General features: G+C 64.2%; 22 protein-coding genes and 1 tRNA gene. 12 read left to right on the top strand and 11 right to left on the bottom strand.

What is annotated here, in order from left to right; genetic code table 11:
* The first annotated feature begins 69 nt into the window (after window positions 1–69).
* From thiD to J2X19_RS19235, 3 genes are all read left to right on the top strand, one after another.
* On the top strand, window positions 70–1,059 hold the full coding sequence (thiD, locus tag J2X19_RS19245) for a bifunctional hydroxymethylpyrimidine kinase/phosphomethylpyrimidine kinase (RefSeq protein WP_310375616.1): 990 nt from the start codon (window positions 70–72) through the stop codon (window positions 1,057–1,059).
* On the top strand, window positions 1,043–2,356 hold the full coding sequence (hemL, locus tag J2X19_RS19240; RefSeq protein ID WP_310375614.1) for a glutamate-1-semialdehyde 2,1-aminomutase: 1,314 nt from the start codon (window positions 1,043–1,045) through the stop codon (window positions 2,354–2,356). The genes thiD and hemL overlap by 17 nt, the downstream gene beginning before the upstream one ends.
* A gap of 121 nt (window positions 2,357–2,477) precedes the next feature.
* Window positions 2,478–3,128: a glycine zipper 2TM domain-containing protein gene (locus J2X19_RS19235; protein WP_310375612.1), complete on the top strand. Its 651-nt coding sequence runs from the start codon at window positions 2,478–2,480 to the stop codon at window positions 3,126–3,128.
* Between the two features lie 115 nt (window positions 3,129–3,243).
* On the opposite strand, the gene J2X19_RS19230 is transcribed toward J2X19_RS19235, so the two are convergent.
* Genes J2X19_RS19230 through dusB form a run of 5 tightly spaced genes read right to left on the bottom strand, consistent with a single transcriptional unit; the run spans window position 3,244 to window position 6,797 of the window.
* The gene (locus J2X19_RS19230) at window positions 3,244–3,534 is read right to left on the bottom strand and encodes a putative quinol monooxygenase (protein WP_310375609.1); all 291 of its coding nucleotides are present in this window, start codon (window positions 3,532–3,534) and stop codon (window positions 3,244–3,246) included.
* A 38-nt stretch (window positions 3,535–3,572) separates the two neighbouring features.
* Window positions 3,573–3,887: a c-type cytochrome gene (locus tag J2X19_RS19225; RefSeq protein WP_310375607.1), complete on the bottom strand. Its 315-nt coding sequence runs from the start codon at window positions 3,885–3,887 to the stop codon at window positions 3,573–3,575.
* A 4-nt stretch (window positions 3,888–3,891) separates the two neighbouring features.
* Window positions 3,892–5,463: a bifunctional phosphoribosylaminoimidazolecarboxamide formyltransferase/IMP cyclohydrolase gene (gene purH / locus J2X19_RS19220; protein ID WP_310375605.1), complete on the bottom strand. Its 1,572-nt coding sequence runs from the start codon at window positions 5,461–5,463 to the stop codon at window positions 3,892–3,894.
* A 51-nt stretch (window positions 5,464–5,514) separates the two neighbouring features.
* Window positions 5,515–5,751, bottom strand: coding sequence for a helix-turn-helix domain-containing protein (locus J2X19_RS19215; protein WP_092759536.1), 237 nt, complete (start codon window positions 5,749–5,751; stop codon window positions 5,515–5,517).
* Complete coding sequence (dusB, locus tag J2X19_RS19210) at window positions 5,748–6,797, bottom strand: tRNA dihydrouridine synthase DusB (protein WP_310375602.1); 1,050 nt, start codon at window positions 6,795–6,797, stop codon at window positions 5,748–5,750. The genes J2X19_RS19215 and dusB overlap by 4 nt, the downstream gene beginning before the upstream one ends.
* Window positions 6,798–6,942: 145 nt before the next feature.
* Between dusB and J2X19_RS19205 the strand changes: the two genes are divergently transcribed.
* Window positions 6,943–7,452, top strand: coding sequence for a septal ring lytic transglycosylase RlpA family protein (locus J2X19_RS19205; RefSeq protein WP_310375600.1), 510 nt, complete (start codon window positions 6,943–6,945; stop codon window positions 7,450–7,452).
* Window positions 7,453–7,546: 94 nt separating this feature from the next.
* On the opposite strand, the gene aceA is transcribed toward J2X19_RS19205, so the two are convergent.
* Entirely contained in the window at window positions 7,547–8,866 is a 1,320-nt protein-coding gene (gene aceA, locus J2X19_RS19200) for an isocitrate lyase (RefSeq protein WP_116607286.1), read from the bottom strand.
* Between the two features lie 307 nt (window positions 8,867–9,173).
* Between aceA and J2X19_RS19195 the strand changes: the two genes are divergently transcribed.
* The gene (locus J2X19_RS19195) at window positions 9,174–9,638 is read left to right on the top strand and encodes a YqaA family protein (protein ID WP_310375597.1); all 465 of its coding nucleotides are present in this window, start codon (window positions 9,174–9,176) and stop codon (window positions 9,636–9,638) included.
* Window positions 9,639–9,647: 9 nt separating this feature from the next.
* Here J2X19_RS19195 and J2X19_RS19190 read toward each other — a convergent pair whose 3' ends face one another.
* From J2X19_RS19190 to J2X19_RS19180, 3 genes are all read right to left on the bottom strand, one after another.
* Complete coding sequence (locus J2X19_RS19190; protein WP_116607288.1) at window positions 9,648–10,406, bottom strand: RNA pseudouridine synthase; 759 nt, start codon at window positions 10,404–10,406, stop codon at window positions 9,648–9,650.
* Window positions 10,407–10,478: 72 nt separating this feature from the next.
* A complete protein-coding gene (ychF, locus tag J2X19_RS19185; protein ID WP_116607289.1) occupies window positions 10,479–11,570 on the bottom strand; it encodes a redox-regulated ATPase YchF in 1,092 nt (363 codons plus the stop codon).
* Window positions 11,571–11,760: 190 nt separating this feature from the next.
* The gene (locus J2X19_RS19180) at window positions 11,761–12,612 is read right to left on the bottom strand and encodes an MOSC domain-containing protein (protein ID WP_310375593.1); all 852 of its coding nucleotides are present in this window, start codon (window positions 12,610–12,612) and stop codon (window positions 11,761–11,763) included.
* 103 nt (window positions 12,613–12,715) lie between these two features.
* Here J2X19_RS19180 and J2X19_RS19175 point away from each other — a divergent pair, with 103 nt between their 5' ends.
* The 7 genes from J2X19_RS19175 (at window position 12,716) to J2X19_RS19145 (ending at window position 19,222) form a co-directional block, all read left to right on the top strand.
* Entirely contained in the window at window positions 12,716–13,840 is a 1,125-nt protein-coding gene (locus J2X19_RS19175) for an FAD-dependent monooxygenase (RefSeq protein ID WP_310375591.1), read from the top strand.
* Between the two features lie 19 nt (window positions 13,841–13,859).
* On the top strand, window positions 13,860–14,579 hold the full coding sequence (locus J2X19_RS19170) for a DsbC family protein (RefSeq protein WP_116607292.1): 720 nt from the start codon (window positions 13,860–13,862) through the stop codon (window positions 14,577–14,579).
* 99 nt (window positions 14,580–14,678) lie between these two features.
* The gene (locus J2X19_RS19165; protein ID WP_310375589.1) at window positions 14,679–15,113 is read left to right on the top strand and encodes a DUF3429 domain-containing protein; all 435 of its coding nucleotides are present in this window, start codon (window positions 14,679–14,681) and stop codon (window positions 15,111–15,113) included.
* A gap of 32 nt (window positions 15,114–15,145) precedes the next feature.
* Complete coding sequence (locus J2X19_RS19160; protein ID WP_310375587.1) at window positions 15,146–16,951, top strand: M61 family metallopeptidase; 1,806 nt, start codon at window positions 15,146–15,148, stop codon at window positions 16,949–16,951.
* 92 nt (window positions 16,952–17,043) lie between these two features.
* On the top strand, window positions 17,044–17,823 hold the full coding sequence (locus tag J2X19_RS19155) for an enoyl-CoA hydratase (protein ID WP_310375585.1): 780 nt from the start codon (window positions 17,044–17,046) through the stop codon (window positions 17,821–17,823).
* 38 nt (window positions 17,824–17,861) lie between these two features.
* A tRNA-Met gene (locus tag J2X19_RS19150) sits at window positions 17,862–17,938 on the top strand.
* 75 nt (window positions 17,939–18,013) lie between these two features.
* The gene (locus J2X19_RS19145; protein WP_310375583.1) at window positions 18,014–19,222 is read left to right on the top strand and encodes a multidrug effflux MFS transporter; all 1,209 of its coding nucleotides are present in this window, start codon (window positions 18,014–18,016) and stop codon (window positions 19,220–19,222) included.
* Between the two features lie 2 nt (window positions 19,223–19,224).
* Here J2X19_RS19145 and J2X19_RS19140 read toward each other — a convergent pair whose 3' ends face one another.
* Both J2X19_RS19140 and J2X19_RS19135 read right to left on the bottom strand, forming a co-directional pair.
* Entirely contained in the window at window positions 19,225–20,421 is a 1,197-nt protein-coding gene (locus J2X19_RS19140; RefSeq protein ID WP_310375581.1) for a haloacid dehalogenase-like hydrolase, read from the bottom strand.
* A 2-nt stretch (window positions 20,422–20,423) separates the two neighbouring features.
* Window positions 20,424–21,491, bottom strand: coding sequence for an ABC transporter ATP-binding protein (locus J2X19_RS19135; protein WP_310375580.1), 1,068 nt, complete (start codon window positions 21,489–21,491; stop codon window positions 20,424–20,426).
* Between the last annotated feature and the right edge of the window lie 17 nt (window positions 21,492–21,508).

The following is a 21,508-nucleotide window of genomic DNA, read 5'->3' as shown; positions in this document are numbered from 1 at the left end:
GCAACGGATTGTATAGACGCAGTTTGACGGCCTCGCCAATTTGCTCGCGCCCCCTGCCGAATTAGGCCCATGAACTCTCCCAAATCCCCAAAAAAGCCCGCATCCAACGACCCGCTCGACGCGGTCGATGAGCCCGAAGCCGCCGATGATGACCTCGCCGGACCGGCCTGCGTCATGGTCTTCAACGCCAGCGATCCGAGTGGCGCGGCCGGCCTGGCCGCCGACACCACGGCCATTGCCTCGGTAGGCGCGCACGCCCTGCCGGTCGTCACTGGCGCCTATGCGCGCGACACCGGCGAGATCTTTGAGCACTTCTGCTTCGACGAAGAAGCCGTGACCGAGCAGGCCCGCGCTGTGCTGGAAGACGTGGAAGTGCAGGTCTTCAAGGTCGGTTTCGTCGGCAGCCCGGAGAACATCAGCGCCATCGCCGAGATCACCTCCGACTACGCCGAGGTGCCGGTCGTGGCCTATATGCCCAACCTTTCGTGGTGGGACGAAGACAAGATCGACGAGTATCTGGACGCGTTCCGTGAATTGCTGCTGCCGCAAACCACAGTGTTGGTTGGAAACCACAGTACGCTGCGCCGCTGGCTGCTACCCGACTGGGATGGCGAGCGCAACCCCACGCCGCGCGACATCGCCAAGGCCGCCGCCACCATGGGCGTGCCCTATACCCTGGTCACCGGCATCCCCTTGCCTGAGCAGCATGTGGAAAACGTGCTGACCAGCCCCCAGGCGGTGCTGGTGAGCGAAAAGTTCGAACTGTTCGAAGCCGTCTTCACCGGCGCGGGCGAGACCCTGTCCGCTGCCTTGGCTGCCCTGCTGGCCAGCGGCAGCGACCTGGCTGAAGCCACCAACGAGGCCATGAGCTACCTGGACCGCTGCCTGGACGGCGGCTTCCGCCCTGGTATGGGCCACATCCTGCCCGACCGCATGTTCTGGGCCCAGCCCGAGGACGACGTGGCAGACGATGGCTCCGACCCCGACCAGACCCTAGACGAAGAAACCCTGCGCGCCATCGCCGCACTGGAAGCCCCGCCCCATGACCACCGCCACTGATAAAAACCAACAACTGTTTGAACGCGCGCTGAAGGTCATCCCCGGCGGCGTGAATTCCCCCGTGCGGGCCTTCAAGGCGGTCGGCGGCACGCCGCGCTTTGTGCAGCGCGCCCAGGGCGCCTATTTCTGGGACGCCAACGGCCAGCGCTATACCGACTACATCGGCTCCTGGGGCCCGATGATCCTCGGCCACGGCCATCCGGCCGTCGTCGACGCGGTGCAAAAAGCCTTGCTCGAAGGCTTCTCCTTCGGCGCCCCCACCGAGCGCGAGGTCGAGCTGGCCGAAGAAATCCTGTCCCTGGTGCCGTCGATGGAAATGCTGCGCCTGGTCAGCTCCGGCACCGAAGCGGCGATGAGCACCATCCGCCTGGCGCGCGGCGCCACCGGCCGCAACAAGATCATCAAGTTCGAAGGCTGCTACCACGGCCATGCCGACGCCCTGCTGGTAAAAGCCGGATCGGGCCTGGCCACCTTCGGCAGCGCTACCAGCGCCGGCGTGCCGCCCGAAGTCGTGCAGCACACACTGGTGTTGGAGTACAACCACATCGCCCAGCTGGAAGAAGCCTTTGCCCTGCACGGCAAGGACATCGCCTGCCTGATGATCGAGCCGATCGCCGGCAATATGAACTTCGTACGTGCCAGCGTGCCCTTCATGCAGCGCTGCCGCGAACTCTGCACCCAGTACGGCGCCCTGCTGGTGCTGGACGAGGTGATGACCGGCTTCCGCGTGGCACTCGGCAGCGCGCAAAGCGTCTATGCCAAAGCGATTCCGGGCTTTGCCCCTGACATGACGGTGCTGGGCAAGGTGATTGGCGGCGGCATGCCGCTGGCGGCGTTTGGCGGCTCGCGCGCGGTGATGGAACATCTGGCGCCCATGGGCGCGGTGTACCAAGCCGGCACCTTGTCGGGCAACCCGGTAGCCACGGCCTGCGGCCTGGCAACCTTGCGCGAGATCCGCAAACCCGGCTTTTACGAGGCGCTGGCGCAGTCCACCCAGTCGCTGGTCAGCGGCCTGCAGGCGGCGGCCGATGCCGAGGGCGTGGCCTTCTGCAGCGACAGCGAGGGCGGCATGTTCGGCTTCTTCCTGCTGGACCAGCTGCCACAAAACTACCCGCAGGTGATGAAGACCAGCAGCCCGCGTTTCAACCAGCTGTTCCACGGCCTGCTGGACCGCGGCGTCTACATCGCCCCGGCGCTGTACGAGGCCGGTTTCGTCAGCTCGGCGCACACGGCAGAGGATATTGCAGCGACGATTGAGGCCGCGCGCGCGGTTTTCAAAGAACTATCAAAAGCATAGCTACCAGCGCAGGTAGAACCTGCGCCAGAGGCCCATTTCATGCCAAAAATCGGCGTGAAAAATTGAAAATGCATGGTAAAGCCTGAAACCTATGCCCGGGTTCAGGCGTTTAATCATCATTATGAAAAACATCCTTCTCCTCAGCGCTCTGACCTTGGCGTCAGGCCTTGCAGCCGCCCAGGAAACCGGGCGCGTGCTGTCGTCCACCCCCATCATCCAGCAGGTGGCGGTGCCGCGCCAGGTCTGCAACACCCAGCAGGTGGCGGTGGAGCCGCAGCGCTCCGGCGCTGGCGCCCTGATGGGCGGTATTGCCGGCGGCGCCATGGGCAATGCCATCGGCGGCGGCAGCGGCCGGGCCGCAGCCACTATGCTGGGTATTGTGGGCGGCGCCATCCTGGGCGACCGGATCGAAAGCCCCGGCCCGACCCAATTGCAGAACGTGCAAAGCTGCAATACGCAAACCTTCTACGAAAACCGCACCGCTGGCTACAACGTGGTGTATGAATTTGCGGGCAAGCAGTACACCACCACCATGGCCAACGATCCGGGGCCGACCATCCCGCTGCATGTGAGCCCCGTGGCTGGCAACAACCCGCCGCCAGTGCGCGCCCCGGTACAAACTATTTCCGGCGACTACTACCAGCCAGCCTACACCGAGCCTGCGTATGCCACGCCGGTGGTGGTGCAGCCCGCGCCCTATTACCGCCCAGCCATCCCGATTGGCGTGGAGCTGAACTTCGGCTACAGCCGCGGCTACGGCCACTGGCGCTGAGAGCCTGGGGCTGGCCCACACAAAAGACCGCATCCGCGGTCTTTTTTTATTGCTACCATTTATATAGCTGCCTGCGCAGCATCTATCTGCGCCAAAGGCCGATTTGGCGTGTAAATCAGCCGACTTGCCGCATCTCCAGCATTTCCAAGTCGGCGATCCAGTCGCCGGCCTGGGCCTTGAACGCCGCGCTGTGCGGGCCGGCCAGGTGTTTTTCCCACGCCGCGCGGTCCTGCCAGCGCTCGTAAAACACCACTTTGCCCGGCTGGTTCAGGTCTTCGTGCAGCTCGTAGGCGATGCAGCCCGGTTGCTGGCGCGACAGCGCCACCAGCGCGGTTTGCGCGGCCACCAGAGCGGCTTCCAGGCCCGGCTTGGCTTGCACGCGGACGATGATAACGAGATCGGACATGCGGAATTCCTGCGGAAAAAGTAGATAGGAGCGCGATGTTACGGTGCCGGCTGGGACAATACCCAGCGCGCCAGGGCCTGGGCGTCGGCTTCGGACACATGGGGCTGGCGCGGCATGCTCAGGCGCCCCCAGATGCCGACGCCACCGTTGCGGATCTTGCCTGCCAGGCGCTGCGGCGCCTCGGCATCGCCGCGGTAGCGGGCCGCCACCTGGGCGAAGCCCGGGCCGACCTGCTTGCGCACCAGGCCGTGGCAGGACATACAGCCGTAGTCCTGGGCCAGCTCGGACGGCGCGGCGGCCACGGCCAGCCCGGTCCACAAGAGCACGGCGGCCATGGCGCCCAGCCGCAGCATCTTTTTAGTGGCGGAAGTGGCGCACGCCGGTCAGCACCATGGCCACGCCGCGCTCGTTGGCGGCGGCAATGACTTCGTCGTCACGCATCGAGCCACCGGGCTGGATCACGCAGGTCGCACCCGCATCGATCACCACGTCCAGGCCGTCACGGAACGGGAAGAAAGCGTCGCTGGCCACGGCGGTGCCGGCCAGGGTCAGGTTCGCATGGCCGGCCTTGATGCTGGCGATGCGCGCCGAGTCCAGGCGGCTCATCTGGCCTGCGCCCACGCCCATGGTCATGCCGTCCTTGCAGAAGACGATGGCATTGCTCTTGACGAACTTGGCCACCTTCCAGGCAAACAGCAGGTCTTGCAGCTGCTGCGGCGTGGGTTGCAGCGTGGTGACGATCTTCAGATCGGCCAGCGCCAGCTCGTGGTTGTCGGCGGTCTGCATCAGCAGACCGGACCCGATGCGCTTGATGTCCATGGCGTTCTGGCCCTTGTCCCAGGCGGTCGCGCCGCCGGGCGGCAGGGCGATTTCCAAGATGCGGACGTTGACCTTGGACTTGAACACTTCCAGCGCCTCGGCGGTGTAGCCGGGGGCCATCAGCACCTCGACGAATTGCTTCGAAATCTGTAGCGCTGCGTCCTTATCCAAAGTGCGGTTGAGGGCAATAATGCCGCCAAACGCCGAGGTCGGGTCGGTCTGGAAGGCCTTGCTATAGGCTTCCAGGCCATTCGCGCCCACGGCCACGCCGCAGGGATTCGCGTGCTTGACGATCACGCAGGCTGGCACGTCGAAGCTCTTCACGCATTCCCAGGCGGCGTCGGCGTCGGCGATGTTGTTGTAGCTGAGTTCCTTGCCCTGCAGCTGCTTGGCGGTGACCAGCGAGCCAGGCGCGGGGTACAGATCGCGGTAGAACGCGGCCTGCTGGTGCGGGTTCTCGCCATAGCGCAGGTCTTGCAGCTTGACGAAGCGGCCATTGGTCTGGGCCGGGAACAGCGTGTGGCTGCCGTCTTCCTGGATCGCCGACAAGTAGTCGCTGATGGCGCCGTCGTACTGGCTGATGCGGTTGAACGCGGCCACCGACAGAGCGAACTTGGTCTTCTGGCTGACGCTACCGGTGGCTTGCAGCTCGGCCAGCACGGTGGCGTACTGGCTGGCGTCGGTCAGCACGGCCACGTCTTTCCAGTTCTTGGCGGCGCTGCGCACCATGGCCGGGCCGCCGATGTCGATGTTCTCGATGGCGTCTTCCAGCGTGCAACCGGGCTTGGCCACCGTCGCTTCAAACGGGTACAGATTCACCACCAGCAGGTCGATGGTGTCGATACCGTGGGTCTTCAGCGCAGCCATGTGCTCGGGGAAATCGCGGCGCGCCAGCAGGCCGCCATGCACCTTGGGGTGCAGGGTCTTAACCCGGCCGTCGAGCATTTCGGGGAAGCCGGTGTGGTCGGCCACCTCGGTGACGGGCAGGCCGTTGTCGGCCAGCAGCTTGGCGGTGCCGCCGGTGGACAGCAGGCCGACGCCCAGGGCGTGCAGTGCGCGGGCGAGTTCCAGGACACCGGTTTTGTCAGAGACGGAGAGAAGTGCGTTCATGGGGTTCTAAAGGTCAGGGAGTCAAAAATAAAAAGGGGGCAGGCGCCGGGCTTATTCCATCAGCCGGTGGTCCAGCAGCTTCTTGCGCAAGGTGTTGCGGTTCAGCCCCAGCCAGGCGGCGGCGCGCGACTGGTTCTGGTCCGCCTGGGCCATCACCACTTCGAGCAGCGGCTTCTCGACCACCCGCACCATCATTTCGTACATGCCCGCGGGCTCGATGCCGTCCAGGTCTTTGAAGTAGCTCGCCAGACTCAGGCGCACACACTCATCAATGCTTTTTTGGCTCACGCTGTGCTCTCCAGATCGGATTCTTGTTCTTGGTCATTCATGCTTGGGGCGACCGGCATGCGGTCCATGGCGGTCGCCAGTTCGGTAAAAAAATCGTCCACGGCGGCCAGCTGCAGCTGCGGGTCTTCCAGCAGGTTCATGCGGGCGCGGAAGTCTTCGCCGCCGGGCAGGGTCTTGACGTACCAGCCTATGTGCTTGCGCGCCGTGCGCACGCCGCTGAATTCGCCGTACAGGCTGTAGTGGTCTTCCAGGTGGTCGAGCAGCAGACGCCGCACCTCGGCCACCAGTGGCGGCGCCAAATGGCTGCCGGTGTCCAGGAAATGCGCGACCTCGCGGAAGATCCAGGGCCGGCCTTGGGCGGCGCGGCCGATCATGGCGGCGTCGGCACCGGTATAGGCCAGCACGTCGCGGACTTTCTCGGGACTGGTCAGGTCGCCATTGGCCACCACCGGCACCCGCACCGCGGCCTTGACGGCGGCGATGGTGTCGTATTCGGCCTGGCCTTTGTAGCCCTGCTCGCGGGTGCGGCCATGCACGGTCAGCATCTGCACGCCGGCCTGCTCGAACTGGCGCGCCAGGGCTACCGCATTCTTGTTGTCCTGGCTCCAGCCGGTGCGCATCTTCAGGGTGACGGGCACGCCGTGCGGCGCGCAGGCGGCGACCACGGCTTCGACGATGGCCAGGGCCAGGGGTTCGTCCTGCATCAGCGCCGAACCCGCCCATTTGTTGCACACCTTCTTGGCCGGGCAGCCCATGTTGATGTCGATGATCTGCGCGCCGTTGGCCACGTTGTAGGCGGCGGCCTCGGCCATCATGGCCGCATCGGTGCCGGCAATCTGCACGGCGATGGGCGCCACTTCGCCATCGTGGTTGGCACGGCGCGAGGTCTTCAGCGTATTCCACAGATCGCGCCGCGAGGTCACCATTTCGCTGACCGCATAGCCCGCTCCCAGGGTTTTGCACAGGCGCCGGAACGGCCGGTCCGTCACGCCAGCCATGGGCGCGACAAACAGACGGTTCGCTAAAGCGTACGGGCCGATGTGCATGGGAATAGGAACAAGCGCCGGCAGGGCGCAAAGGGTATTTTTTGGGGGAGACGCATTCTAACTGCTCAAAATTTCAGCAATTGAAATGCACTACCCCATGGCGGAACTTCGGCGACAGCCGGCCGGCAGGCACTAATATGCGCCCATGTTTGAAAAGCGATTGATCATCTGGCTGCTGCTGTTGTCCTTCTTGCCCGGGTGCTCGACCACCCTGCGTGCCCAGCCGCTGGTGGCGGAAGAACCCAGCGCCGAAGCCCCCGAAACCACCACCCCATTGGTCACCAATCCCTCCGACTTCTGGGCCACCGACCTGGGCGCCGGCACGGCCCAGCGCGGCAAAGCCAGCTGGTATGGCAAGCGCTTCCACGGCCGGCGCACGGCCTCGGGCGAAGTCTTCAAAATGTCGGAGCTGACGGCGGCCCACCGCACCCTGCCCTTGCTGAGCTACGCCAAGGTGACCTTGCTGAGCAACGGCAAAAGCGTCATCGTGCGCATCAACGACCGCGGCCCGCACATCCTCACCCACCGCGTCATCGACCTGAGCCAGGCGGCCGCGGCCGAGCTGGGTCTGCTGGCCATGGGCACCGGCGATGTGCTGGTGGAACGGGTCGTGGCGCGCAGCCCAGACGATCCGCCTTCGCTATCGAAAAAATAGCTGCATACGCAAACAGCCTGCGCACTGGCAGGCTGCTTGGTTATGAACTCAGCTCAGGCAGCAGCGAGAAGGCCGCTGCCCCAGAGATGGCATTTCAGTGGAACTGCTCTTCTTCGGTGGAACCGGTCAGCGCGGTCACGCTGGACTTGCCGCCCTGGATCACTGTCGTCACCTCGTCGAAGTAACCGGTGCCCACTTCTTGCTGGTGCGACACAAAGGTGTAGCCGCGGTCGCGGGCAGCGAACTCGGGCTCTTGCACCTTTTCCACATAGGCCGACATGCCGCGCTTCACATAGTCTTGCGCCAGGTCGAACATGTTGAACCACATCGAATGGATGCCGGCCAGCGTGATGAACTGGTACTTGTAGCCCATGGCGCCGAGCTCACGCTGGAACTTGGCGATGGTCGCGTCGTCCAGGTTCTTCTTCCAGTTGAAGGACGGCGAGCAGTTGTAGGCCAGCATCTTGCCGGGGTGCACCTTGTGCACGGCGTCGGCAAACTTCTTGGCGAAGGCCAGATCGGGCGTGCCGGTTTCGCACCACACCAGATCGGCGTAGTGGGCGTAGGCAATCGCGCGGCTGATAGCCTGGTCGATGCCCTTCTTGGTCTTGTAGAAGCCTTCAGAGGTGCGCTCACCGGTGATGAAGGGCTTGTCGTTCTCGTCGTAGTCGCTGGTCAGCAGGTCGGCGGCTTCGGCATCGGTGCGGGCAATCACCAGGGTCGGCACGCCGCAGACGTCAGCCGCCATGCGGGCGGCGATCAGCTTTTGCACGGCTTCGGCGGTGGGCACCAGCACCTTGCCGCCCATGTGGCCGCATTTCTTGACGGATGCCAGCTGGTCTTCCCAGTGCACGCCGGCGGCGCCGGAATTGATCATGGCCTTCATCAGCTCGAAGGCGTTCAGCACGCCGCCGAAACCGGCTTCGGCATCGGCCACGATGGGCGCGAAGTTGTCGATATAACCTGCGTCGCCGGCATCAATGCCCTTGGAGTGCTGGATCTCGTCGGCACGGCGGAAGGTGTTGTTGATGCGCTCGACCACTTTCGGCACCGAATCCACGGGGTACAGCGACTGGTCGGGGTACATGGCCGCATAGCCGTTGTTGTCGGCAGCCACTTGCCAGCCGGACAGGTAGATGGCTTTCACGCCGGCCTTCACCTGTTGCATGGCCTGGCCACCGGTCAATGCGCCCAGGCAGTTCACATAGGCTTCGGTGTGCAGCAAGTCCCAGAGCTTTTCAGCGCCACGGCGGGCCAGGGTGTGCTCGATGGGGAAGGAGCCGCGCAGACGCACGACTTCGGCCGCGGTGTAGCCACGTTGGATGCCCTTCCAGCGGGGATTGGTGTCCCAGTCTTTTTGCAGAGCGGCGGCTTGTTGTTCACGGCTGAGTTGTTCGGTGATGGATTGCGGCATAAAAAGCTCCAGAGGTGGTTGAAACAGGGTCTGCATCTGCGGCGGGTTCCGCGGTGCCTGTGGAAAAATTTTAAGTCTTCTACAAGACTTTAGACACTCTTATGTCTTATATAAGATTAAATATTTCACACAATAAAATCAACAACTTACGTAAATTTATCGCATTACGAAAAGAATTTCCGCTTCCCGAAAGAAAATGCGGCAGTGCAGCAATTGACGTTTTCGCAGGGCGGTTTTTGTTTTTCGCATCGTGAAATGACCAGATGGAACGGGAATTCCGCCCCAGGCACACCTCTATACTGCGCCGATGCAAGCCTGGATAGAGCACCTTTTGACCCTGTTGGCCCTGCCGCAATTCGGACTCAGCACGGTCTTTGTGGTGTCCTTCATCTCCGCCACGCTGCTGCCCATGGGCTCGGAGCCGGTGGTCTTCGGCCTGGTCAAGCTGAATCCCGAACTGTTCTGGCCCGCCATCCTGGTGGCCACCGCCGGCAATACCCTGGGTGGCGCGGTCGACTGGTGGATGGGCTTTGGCGCCCACAAGGTGGCCGACAAATACAGCCACTCCAAACACCATATGCGGGTGCTCGACTGGCTGGAAAGACTGGGGCCTAAAGCCTGTTTGCTGGCCTGGCTGCCGCTGGTCGGCGACCCGCTGTGCGCGGTGGCGGGTTGGCTCAAGCTGCCGTTCTGGCCCTGCCTGGGCTATATGGCGATCGGCAAGTTCATCCGCTACGTACTGATGACCGGATCGCTGGTCTGGGCGTTCTAGCGAACGGCTTTAGAAGCGTTCGTGTTCCGCCAGATAGCGCCACTGGCCGGGCGCCAAGGCTGTCATCGGCACACGGCCGACGCGGATGCGCTTGACCGAGCGGATCTGCAGCCCGGCGCTTTCGCACAGGTAGTCGATCTGGCCGGGGCGCTCGCCTTTGAGGGCGAAGCGCAGTTTGGTCTCGGCTGCGTCCTCGTTCTGGCTGCTGACGCTGACCTTGGCGGGCGCCAGCAAGCGCTCGTGGTATTGCACCGGGTCGGCCAGCTTGCGCAGCATGCCGGGCGTAACTTCACCGGCCACTTCGACGATCACCTCGTGCTCAATCAGGTCCGCGTCTTCTTCCAGCTTGCGCACCACCCGCCCGTCCTGGGTGTAGACCACCAGGCCGCTGGCCCGGCTGTCCATGGGCGTGGCCAGGCGCAGCTGGGCGAAATGCTTCTTCAGGGTGCGGATGCCGGAGCGGTCGTCCGGCGCATGGTTCTCGCGCGTCAGCAGCGCCAACGCGGCCTGGGCTTTGGGGCCCGGGCCCGCATCCAGCCCGGCGGTAAAGCCCACGGGCTTGTGCAGCAGCAGGGTCACTGTCGGCGGCGCCAGCAAGGTGGCGTCCGGGTCGACCTCGATCTTCTGCGTGGTGACGCGGAACATTGGCTCTTCGACCAGTTGCCCATCCACCCGCACCCAGCCGCCTTCGATGTACTGCTCGGCCTCACGGCGGGAGCAGGCCAGCTGTTCAGCAAGGCGTTTGGCAAGACGAACCGGTTCGGTCATGGAGGTTTACTACAGTTTTAATAGCTGCTTGCGCAGATGGAATAAGCGCTAGCGGCCTAAAAATCTTAAAACTTACGAGCTGAACAAGAAGTTCATCACGTCGCCATCCTTGACCACGTATTCCTTGCCTTCGGCGCGCATCTTGCCCGCGTCCTTGGCGCCCTGCTCACCCTTGTGGGCAATATAGTCGTCAAACGCAATGGTCTGGGCCCGGATGTAGCCCTTCTCGAAATCGGTGTGGATCACGCCGGCCGCCTGCGGGCCGGTGTCGCCCACGTGGATGGTCCAGGCGCGCACTTCCTTCACGCCGGCGGTGAAATAGGTTTGCAGGCCCAGCAGCTTGTAAGCGGAGCGGATCAAACGGTTCAGGCCGGGCTCGGTCTGGCCGAGTTCTTCCAGGAACATCTGGCGGTCCTCGTCGCCCATCTCCGACATTTCGGCTTCCAGCTTGGCGCTGATAGCGACCACGGGCGCATTCTGCGCCGTGGCATAAGCGGTCAGGCGGTCCAGCATCGGATTGTTCTCGAAGCCGTCTTCGGCCACGTTGGCCACAAACATTGCCGGCTTGGCGGTGATGAAGAAAAACTGTTGCAACAGCGGCAGCTCTTCCTTGCTGAAGTCCAGCGTACGCACCGGCTTGGCTTGGTTCAAAGCCGCCTGGCACTTCTCCAGAATGGCGACCAGCTTGATCGATTCCTTGTCGCCGGAGCGCGCGGTCTTGGTCACGCGGTGCAGGGCTTTTTCTGCCGCCGCCAAATCGGCCAGGCAGAGTTCGGTCTGGATGACTTCGATGTCGGAGATCGGGTCGACCTTGCCGGCCACGTGGATCACGTTGTCGTCTTCAAAACAGCGCACCACATTGATGGTGGCGTCGGTTTCGCGGATGTGGGCCAGGAACTTGTTGCCCAAGCCTTCGCCGGTGCTGGCGCCAGCCACCAGGCCGGCAATGTCCACAAACTCCACCACCGCCGGCACGATGCGCTCGGGCTGGACGATCTCGGCCAGTTGGGCCATGCGCGGATCGGGTACTTCCACAATGCCCACATTCGGCTCGATGGTGCAGAAGGGGTAGTTTTCCGCGGCGATACCCGCCTTGGTCAACGCGTTAAACAGGGTCGATTTACCGACGTTGGGCAGGCCCACAATGCCGCACTTCAAGCTCATAAAGGTCCTTTGCACACCCCCAGTCTGCGCGCACTGCGTGTCGCTTCGCCAACCCCCTTGCAGGGGGCGATACCGGCGGCCCGGCAAAGCCGGTTCCACGGTATCCCACGATGGGGAAGGGGTGTCTAGTACATGCCGGGGGCGGCGTAAATACTTGTTAAAAACAACCCGCTAGTGTATGCGACAGGGGTTAGTCGAACTTGTAGTCCGCCGCCGCAGCCTGGCCGGTGCGCAATTCAAAGTCCACGCCGTCCAGCACGATGGCGTTCATGCCGAAGGCCACGGCGCCGCCGACCACCGCGGTCTGGCGGTAGGTTTGCAGCATGTCGCCCACCGTAGGCGTGCTCAGGGCGGTGCGGGGGTCGATGTTGGGGATCGGGCAGCGCGGGCAAGGCTTGACCATGCGCAGCCGGGCCTCGCCCTGGGCGGTGGTCACCAGCAGCTCGTCGAGCCGGTCTTCGTCGTGCGCGTCGATGCCGGACAGCACGATATTCGGGCGGAAGCGCTGCATGCCGACCTCGGCTTCGCCGGCCGCGGTCAGGCGCTGGTTCAGCCCGTCCAACGAGGCCTCACTGACGACCAGCACCGCGTAGCCGTCGGAGAATTGGTTCAAGCCCTCGGTATCGCCGGTCCACTGCGCGCTGGACAACCGACGGTGGTCCGGGTTGAAGCGCACCAGCCGCAGGCTTTTACCCAAAAAGTCGCTGAACCACTGCGCGGCGACATCGCCCATGTCATACGAGGCCACCGTGTCTTTCCATACCGTCACCTGCACGGGTTGCTCTACTTTATCTAGCGCAATGTGCAGGGCCAGCATGCCGGGAGCCCGTAAAACCATCTCAAAAGTCTTCAGCTCAGGCTGGACCAGGGCCATGCGCGGCAGCTCGCGCTGGGTCACGAACATGCCCTGCTCGTCCACCACCATCCAGGCGCGGTCGAACTCCAGCCCGGTTTCCGTCAGCGTGGCCTGGGGCAGCTCTACCCCGGCGCAGGATTTGATGGGGTAGACAAACAGGCGGGTGATGGTGGCGCTCACGTCCATGGGGCGAATCCTTGGGGCAAATTCCAACATTGTGCCCGCCTCCTACAATCCCAGGACTGGACGGAGCCCCCGCCGGGAGCCCCGTCCACCCTGACTTATTTATATGGCCCAACCCTTTGACATTTGTATCCGCGGCGCCGGCATCGTCGGCCGCACCCTGGCGCTGTTGCTGGCGCGCGACCGGCTGAGGGTGGCCCTGGTGGCCGACCCCGCACACGCTGCCGCAACCGACGACGTGCGCGCCTACGCGCTGAACGCCGCGTCGCACAGCCTGCTCGAATCGCTGCGCTGCTGGCCCGACGCCGCCCACGCCACTACGGTGCAGCAGATGCACATCTGGGGCGACAAAGGCGGCGAAGTCCAGTTCGACGCCGCCACCCAGGGCGCTGCGGCCCTGGCCTGGATCGTCGACGTGCCGGCGCTGGAAGCCCGCCTGGGCGAAGCCGTGCGCTACCAGCCCATGATCGAGCTGGCCACCGCGCCGGTCGACGCCACACTGACCGTGGTCTGCGAAGGCAAGGCCAGCGCCACCCGTGCCGAACTAGGGGTGGAATTCGACACCATGCCCTACCACCAGCAGGCGATTGCCACCCGGCTGGCCTGCGAACACGCGCACGGCCAGATCGCCCGCCAGTGGTTCGACAACGGCGAAATCCTGGCTTTTTTACCCCTGCAAGGCGAAGCCGGGAACTCTGTGGCCGTGGTGTGGTCTGTGCAAGAGGACCGGGCGGCGGCGCTGCTGGCGCTGCCACCCGAAGAATTTGCGCAAGCCCTGCAAGCCGCCAGCCATGGCAACCTGGGCCATCTGACGCTGGACGGCCCACGCGCTGCCTGGCCCTTGCACAAGGCGCAAGCCACCCGCTGGATCGGCAGCCAGGGCAAGAACGCCTGGGTGCTGGCCGGCGATGCGGCGCACACCGTGCACCCCCTGGCCGGCCAAGGGCTAAACCTGGGCCTGGGCGACGCAGCACTGCTGGCGCAGGTATTGCACGAACGGGACTACTGGCGCAGCGTGGCCGACACCCGGCTGCTGCGGCAGTACGAGCGGGCGCGCAAAACCGCGCTGCTGGCGGTGGGCGGCGCGACCGATGGTTTGCAGCAGCTGTTTGCGCGCGGCGACGCGACGACGCAAGGCCTGCGCAATTGGGGCATGAGGGGGTTTGAGCGCAGCGGCGGGTTGAAATCCTGGGTCGCGCGGCAGGCCATGGGATTAAAAACGCTCGGCTAAGAGCTTAGGTAGAACGCATATGACATTCATGAAATTCGCAGCGGCCACGGCCATCGCCCTGGCCTGCCTGGGCGCCCAGGCCCAGGAGGCCACCATCCGCAAGAACCTGGCCGAGCGGATTCCGCAAATGCCCAAGATCGACGAGGTCAGCAAGAGCCCGATGGCCGGCCTGTACGAGCTGCGGGTCAACGGCAGCGACATCATGTACACCGACGCCGAAGGCAATTTCCTGATCCAGGGCAACCTGATCGACACCAAGCTGCGCCGCAACCTCACCGAAGAGCGGGTCGAAAAGCTCAGCGCCGTGGACTTCGACGCCCTGCCCAGCAAGGACGCGTTCACCATCGTGCGCGGCAACGGCAAGCGCAAGATCGCGGTGTTTGAAGACCCGAACTGCGGCTACTGCAAACGCTTCGAAAAAGACATGCAGAAGATCGACAACGTGACGATCTCGCTGTACCTGTACCCCATCCTCAGCGCCGACTCCACCGACAAATCGCGCAATATCTGGTGCTCCAAAGACAAGGCCAAGGCCTGGACCGACTGGATGCTGCGCAACCAGACGCCCGCCCAGGCGGCCGCCAGCTGCGACGCGCCGGCACTGGCGCGGAATGTCGAGTTCGGCAAAAAGTACCGCATCACCGGCACGCCGACGCTGATTTTTGCCGACGGCTCGCGCATCCCCGGCGCGATTCCGTCCGAGCAGGTCGAAGAGCACCTGGCCAAACTCAAGAACTAGCCGGCTGGCCACCCGCCCCCCCCGGGACGGCGTGGCATTTTCAACACAGTCACCGGCTACTGGCGCGCAAGGCTTGTAAAAGCCTTGAGAATCGCGCCCATGCAAAAAACAACTACCGAGATTCTGGTGCAGCGCCTGGCCTACCTGGGCCTGCTGCCCTATGTGCTGCTGGCCGCGCTAGTGTGGATGGTGCCGGCCGATCTGCACCCCTTCATCGCCATCGCACTGGTCGGCTACGCCGCCGTCAACGCCGCGTTTCTGGGCGGCATCCACTGGGGCATAGGCCTGCGCATGGCCGCGCCGACGCCGCGCTGGCACGTGGGCTGGGGTGGTCTGGTGATGTTGGTTGCCTGGGTCGCGGTGGTCATGCCCGCCTATGCCGGGCTGCCGCTGCTGGGCCTGCTGCTGACGGTCTGCTGCGTGGTCGACCACAAGACCTGGCCCGGCGCCGAGCTGTCCGCCTGGCTGCCGATGCGCCTGCATACCACGGTGGTGGCGGTGCTGAGCTGCCTGCTGGGCGCCGCCGGCACCTGAGAAGCCCTGCGCTGTGGGGTATTCTTAGCCCCATGCCTACATCCTCAGCGCCCTGCCCCGTCCATTACCGCGTGGAGGTCGCCGACCTGCACGCCCACCTGTTCCGCGTCACGCTGACCATTGCCCAGCCCGCAGCCGTCCAGCGGGTATCGCTGCCGGTGTGGATTCCGGGCAGCTACCTGGTGCGCGAGTTTTCCAAGAATTTGCAGCACCTGCAGGCCCGCCAGGGCAAGCGCGCCGTGCCGCTGCTGCACCTGGACAAGAACAGCTGGGAGGTGGCGGCCAACCCCGCCAAGCCGCTGGTACTGAGCTGCGAGGTCTACGCCAACGACGCCTCGGTGCGCACCGCCTGGCTAGATGCAACCCGCGGCTTCTTCAACGGCACCAGCCTGTTCCTGCGGGTGCACGGCCAGGACGACGCAGCGCACAGCCTGGAGCTGGTCGCGTCCAAACCCATCGCCCATTGGTCGGTGGCCACGGGCCTGGCAGCCACCGCTGTCGACAGCGCCGGTTTCGGCCACTACCAGGCCAGCAACTACGACGAACTGGTCGACTGCCCGTTCGAGCTGGGCAGCTTCTGGAGCGGCAAATTCAAGGCCGGCGGCGTGCCGCACCGCTTTGTGGTGGCCGGCGCCCCGCCCTCGTTCGACGGCGCGCGGCTGCTGGCCGACACCAAGGCCATCTGCGAGGAAGAGATCCGCTTCTGGCACGGCAAGCAGCGCGGCAGCAAAGCCCCGCACAAGAATTACGTCTTCATGCTCAACGCGGTGGACGACGGCTACGGCGGGCTCGAACACTGCAACTCCACCGTGCTGGTCTGCAACCGCCGCGACCTGCCGCGCACCACCGAAGCCGATGGTAAAAAGCCCGCCTCGCCGCCCAAGCGCGGCGAGGGCTACACCACCCTGCTGGGCCTGATCAGCCACGAGTACTTCCACACCTGGAACGTCAAGCGCCTGCGGCCCGCCGAATTTGCGCGCTACCAGTACGACGCCGAGCAGTACACGCCGCTGCTGTGGTTCTTCGAAGGCTTCACCAGCTACTACGACGACTTGTTGCTGCGCCGCGCCGGCCTGCTGGACAACGCCGGCTACCTGAAGCTGCTGAACAAGACCATCAACCAAGTGCAGCAAACCCCGGGCCGGCTGGTGCAGTCCGTCGCCCAGGCCAGCCGAGACGCCTGGGTCAAGTACTACCGGCAGGACGAAAACACGCCTAACGCCACCGTCAGCTACTACACCAAAGGTGCGCTGGTAGCCCTGTGCTTCGACCTGACCCTGCGCGGCGAAGGCCAAACCACACTGGACGAGGTGATGCGCACGCTGTGGACCCGTTGCCAGGCCGGCCCTATGCGCGAAGCCGACTTTGCCGAAGTGCTGGCCGCGCTGGGCGGACGCAGCTTCGATGCCGAAATCCAGGCCTGGGTGCACGGCACGGGCGAGCTGCCTCTGAAAGACCTGCTGGCCGGCCACGGCGTGGCGGTGCATGAAGACCCGGCCCAGCTGGCCCAGCGCCTGGGCCTGCGCGTGGGCGAAAGCCAGGGCCTGCAGGTCAAGGTGGTGCTGCGCGGTGGCGCGGCCGAACAGGCCGGCATGGCAGCGGGCGACGAATGGCTGGCCGTGGAGCTGGCCGATGGCAGTGGCTGGCGCATGTCCAAGCTGGACGATCTGCTGCTGTATGCGGGCCACAGCCGGCAAGTGACGGCCCTGGTGGCGCGCGACAAGCGCCTGCTGCGTCTGCCGCTGACCTTGCCCTCGGTGGCCAGCACCACCACCTGGCGACTGGCCGCAGAAACCCCGCGCAGCATCAGCGCCTGGCTGGAGCCCAGCCCCGAATAATTTATACAAAAATAGGCTGTAGCGCATATTCCACCAGCGCTACCAGCTACGTTTACCATAGCAATCCGTTTTCTTTTGAAGCAAGGTGATCCATGGACTACGCAAGCATTACCGTACGCACCGAGGCCGACAAGGTCGGCATCGTCACCCTGAACCGGCCCAAGCAGCTGAACGCGCTGAACGACCAGCTGATGGACGAGTTAGGCCATGCACTCAAGGCCTTTGATGCCGACGAAAACATTGGCTGCATCATCGTCACCGGCAGCGAAAAAGCGTTTGCCGCGGGCGCCGACATCGCCACCATCGCCAACCTGAGCTTTGCCCAAGCCTATAAAACCGACTTCGTTTCCAGCAACTGGGAAACCATCCGCAGCGTGCGCAAACCGGTGATCGCTGCGGTTAGCGGCTTTGCCCTGGGCGGCGGCTGCGAGCTGGCCATGGCCTGCGATTTCATCATCGCCGCCGACAACGCCAAGTTCGGCCAGCCCGAGATCAAGATCGGCGTGATCCCCGGCGCCGGTGGCACCCAGCGCCTGCCGCGCGCCGTGGGCAAGTCCAAAGCCATGGACATGGCCTTGACCGGCCGCATGATGGACGCCACCGAGGCCGAGCGCAGCGGCCTGGTCAGCCGCGTCGTGCCGCTGGACCAATTAATGACCGAAACCCTGGGCGCGGCGCTGATGATTTGCGACTACGGCCAGCTGGCCGTGATGGCCGCCAAGGAGGCGGTGAACCGCGCGTTCGAAGGTGGCCTAAGCGACGGCATCATGTTCGAACGCCGCCTGTTCCACGCGCTGTTCTCCACCGCCGACCAAAAGGAAGGCATGGACGCCTTCATCGGCAAGCGCAAAGCAGTTTTTACCCACCGCTGAACAGTCGCCGAAAAACCGGTATATAATTTCGGGCTGTTGGTGATATAGCTCAGTTGGTTAGAGCGCAGCATTCATAATGCTGATGTCGGTGGTTCAAGTCCACCTATCACCACCAAAAACATTTAAAACCCGCAGAGCTACCGTTCTGCGGGTTTTTTCCGTTTCTGGCTCCGTTTTACCCAGCACCCCCATGAAATCGAACTTCTTCCGCGCCGCACTCGTACTCGGCCTGCTGTCCGCGATTGGCCCGTTCGCCATCGACATGTACCTGCCGGCACTGCCGTCCATCGGCCAAAGCCTGAACGCCTCCATCGGCGCGGTGCAGGCCAGCCTGATGGCCTTCTTCATCTCGCTGGGCATAGGGCAACTGATCTACGGGCCGGTGTCCGACATGGTGGGCCGCAAGGCGCCGCTGTATTTCGGGCTGGTGCTGTTTGCCATCGGCAGCGTGGGCTGCGCGCTGGCACCCGATATCCACACCCTGGTGGTGCTGCGCTTCATCCAGGGCCTGGGCGCCTGCGCCGGCATGGTGGTACCGCGCGCCGTGGTGCGCGACCTGCACACCGGCCACGACGCCGCGCGGCTGATGTCGCTGCTGATGCTGGTGTTCAGCGTGTCCCCCATCCTGGCGCCGTTGGCCGGCAGCTTTCTGATCGAATGGTTTGGCTGGCGCAGCGTGTTCTGGGCGGTGACCGTGGCCGCCGGCCTAGGCCTGCTGTTGCTGGCGACCAGCCTGCCCGAAACCCGGCCGCAGTCCGAACGGGTGGACAGCACGGTGCGCAGCGCCCTCGCCGCCTACGGCGTGCTGCTGCGCGACCGGCATTTCCTGGGCCTGGTGTTCATAGGCGCGTTCGGCATCTCCAGCTTTTTTGCCTACCTGGCCAACTCGTCCTTTGTGTTGATCGACCACTACGGGCTGACGCCACGCCAGTACAGCATGGCGTTTGCGGCCAACGCCGCCTCCTTCATCGGCGCCTCGCAGTTCACCGGCCGCCTGAGCCTGCGCTTCGGCCTGGTGCCGGTGGTCAAGGTGGCAGTGATCGGCTATGCGGCGCTGATGACCTTGCTGCTGGCGCTGAACCTGGCCGGCATCGACCAGTTGGAGGTGATGATGGTGCTGCTGTTCATAGGCTACGGCTTCCTCGGCCTGGTAGTGCCGACCACGGCCGTACTGGCGCTGGAAGAACATGGCGCGATTGCCGGCACCGCGTCGGCGTTGATGGGCACGCTGCAGTTCGTCACCGGGGCGGTGGTGATGGCCCTGGTTGGACTGTTTGTCGACGGCAGCGCCCGGCCCATGGTCGCGGGCATCGCCGGCTCGGCGCTGGTGGCGTTTGCCTTGACGCGCAGCACCCTGGGCAGGCACCGCGCCGCGCCCGCGGCCACGCCTTCGGTCTGACCTCAGGCTAGCAGCCGGACCTCGGTCTGGCCGTATTTCAGCGTCCGCTCATCGGCGTTGAAGCAACCGGTGTGTTCGTCGCGGCCCTGCAGCAGAAAGCGCGCATCCGGCTGGCCCAAGGTGGTAGCGGCCTGCAGGCTGTTCTGGCCAATCACGCCGGCGTGCAGCCGATTGATGATCACGCCCAGCCGGGTATCGGCAAAGTCCTTCATCATCCAGGCATCGCCATCGCTGTCGCCAAACACCAGCGCCGGGCCATAGCCCTTCTGGGCCACAAAGACGTTCCGGATGCCGATGGTCTTGCCTGGGCCCCAGTTGAAATGCCAGTCCTTCTTATACACATTGGTGTATTTGCCGTCGGCCATTTCCAGCTTCAAGCCGAGCACGTTTTCGGCCGGGATGTTGTAGCCGTACAGAGGGTTGGTCGCAAACACCCGCACCACATCGTCAATCGACGCGGTGGAAACATAGACATCGATGCCATTGGCGCGCAGCGTAGCCATCAAGGCCACGATTTCCGCGTGGACCCGCATGCCATAGAAGTGCACCGGCGCCACCCGGCCAGCGCGGCCCGGCTGCTGTTCGCTGCTGGGAATCGCCGCTTGGTGCAGGCTCTCGGCCAGGTTGTAGGCAATCGAATCGGCGACCATCGCCTGCAGCTCGGCAGGCGTGAAGTTTTTATAAAAATAGATGATCCACTTGTAGCCCACCTCCATCGGATAGGTGTCACACAGGGCGCCGTACAGGTAGTAGAACTTGGCACGGAAATTCTGGAACTGCGGGCTCGCGCGCAACTCCGCCAAGGGCTGCGTGCCGCCCAGCGCTGCGCAGTGCGCATACAGCCAGGCATAGGCTTCGTCGATGTCGGCCGCCAGTTCGGCCATTGCCACCGGTTGGCCATCGAGGTTGGTGTAGTCGGGGTGGAACACGCCCTCGGGCACACCTTGGCGCAGCACCTCGGCAAACTCTGCGGGGGTCAGCTTGAACAGCAGATTGTCCGCCTGGTACAGCAGCAGCGACTCCTCGGTGTCGTTCATGATGCAGGTGTTGTCCCAGTCGAACACCGCATAGGGTTTGCGGGCCGGGTCATAGCCCGCGCTGCAATTGCCCACAGACTGCAGCAGCTGGTTGATGGCGCGGCGGTTGGCCGCTGACCAGCCCGCGGGCTGGTCGGGCAAAACAGAGGTGTTGATCGCCATGCTCAGGCCACTTCTTCCAGTACCAGCAGGTTGTCGAAGGAGAAGCCCAGGGTGATATTCTCACCGCGCTGCGGCAGCGTGCGGTGGGGGTTATTGAACACATCCAGCGAAATCGCCACCGCACCCATACGCACCCGGATGCGCACCACGGCGCCCAGGAAGTTCACTTCTTCCACCGTCGCCGCCAGAGAATTGCGGCCCGGCGTGGGAGCCTCCAGCGCGATGGCTTCGGGTCGGATCGCCAGTGCCCGAGTTTGGCCGGTCACGGCACCCTGTATGGAATTCGAGGTCACCAGTGGCTGGCCGTTTACCGAGATCTGGCCGGCCGCAGCATCCACCACCACACCGGACAGCAGGTTGAGGGTGCCGACAAACGAGGCCACGAAACGGGTGCGCGGAAAGTTGTAGACCTCGCTGGGCGTACCGATCTGCTCGACCCGGCCTTCGCTCAGCACCACGATGCGGTCGGAGATCGACAAAGCCTCTTCCTGGTCGTGGGTAACGAACACCGAGGTGATGCCCAGCTCGCGCTGCACGGCCCGGATTTCTTCGCGCAGCGAGACGCGGATCTTGGCGTCCAGGGCCGACAGAGGTTCGTCCAGCAACAGCACCTGCGGCTTGCCGGCCAGCGCGCGGGCCAGGGCCACACGTTGCTGCTGACCGCCCGACAGCTGCCAGGGATAGCGCGCACCCAGCGCGGCCAGGCCGATGAGCTTGAGCATCTCGGTCACCCGCACATGGATCTGCTCCTGCGGCATCTTGGCCACCTTGAGGCCAAAGCCGATGTTCTCGGCCACCGTCATGTTCGGAAACAGCGCATACGACTGGAACACCATGCCGATGTTGCGCTGGCTAGTCGGTGTGTGGGTGACATCCTTGCCATCGAACTTGATGACCCCGCCGGACGGCCCCTCAAACCCGGCCAGCATGCGCAGGATGGTGGTCTTGCCACAACCCGAAGGGCCGAGAAAGGTAATGAACTCACCGCGTTCGATGTCCATGGTGAAGTCATGCACCGCCGTTTGGTTGCCGAAGACTTTTTTCAGATGGGAGATTTCAAGGAAGGCCATGCGGTGCTTTTCTGTAA

Source organism: Rhodoferax ferrireducens, assembly GCF_031458075.1.
Taxonomy (GTDB): domain Bacteria; phylum Pseudomonadota; class Gammaproteobacteria; order Burkholderiales; family Burkholderiaceae_C; genus Rhodoferax_B; species Rhodoferax_B ferrireducens_A.
This window is presented reverse-complemented; position numbering and strand designations above follow the sequence as displayed.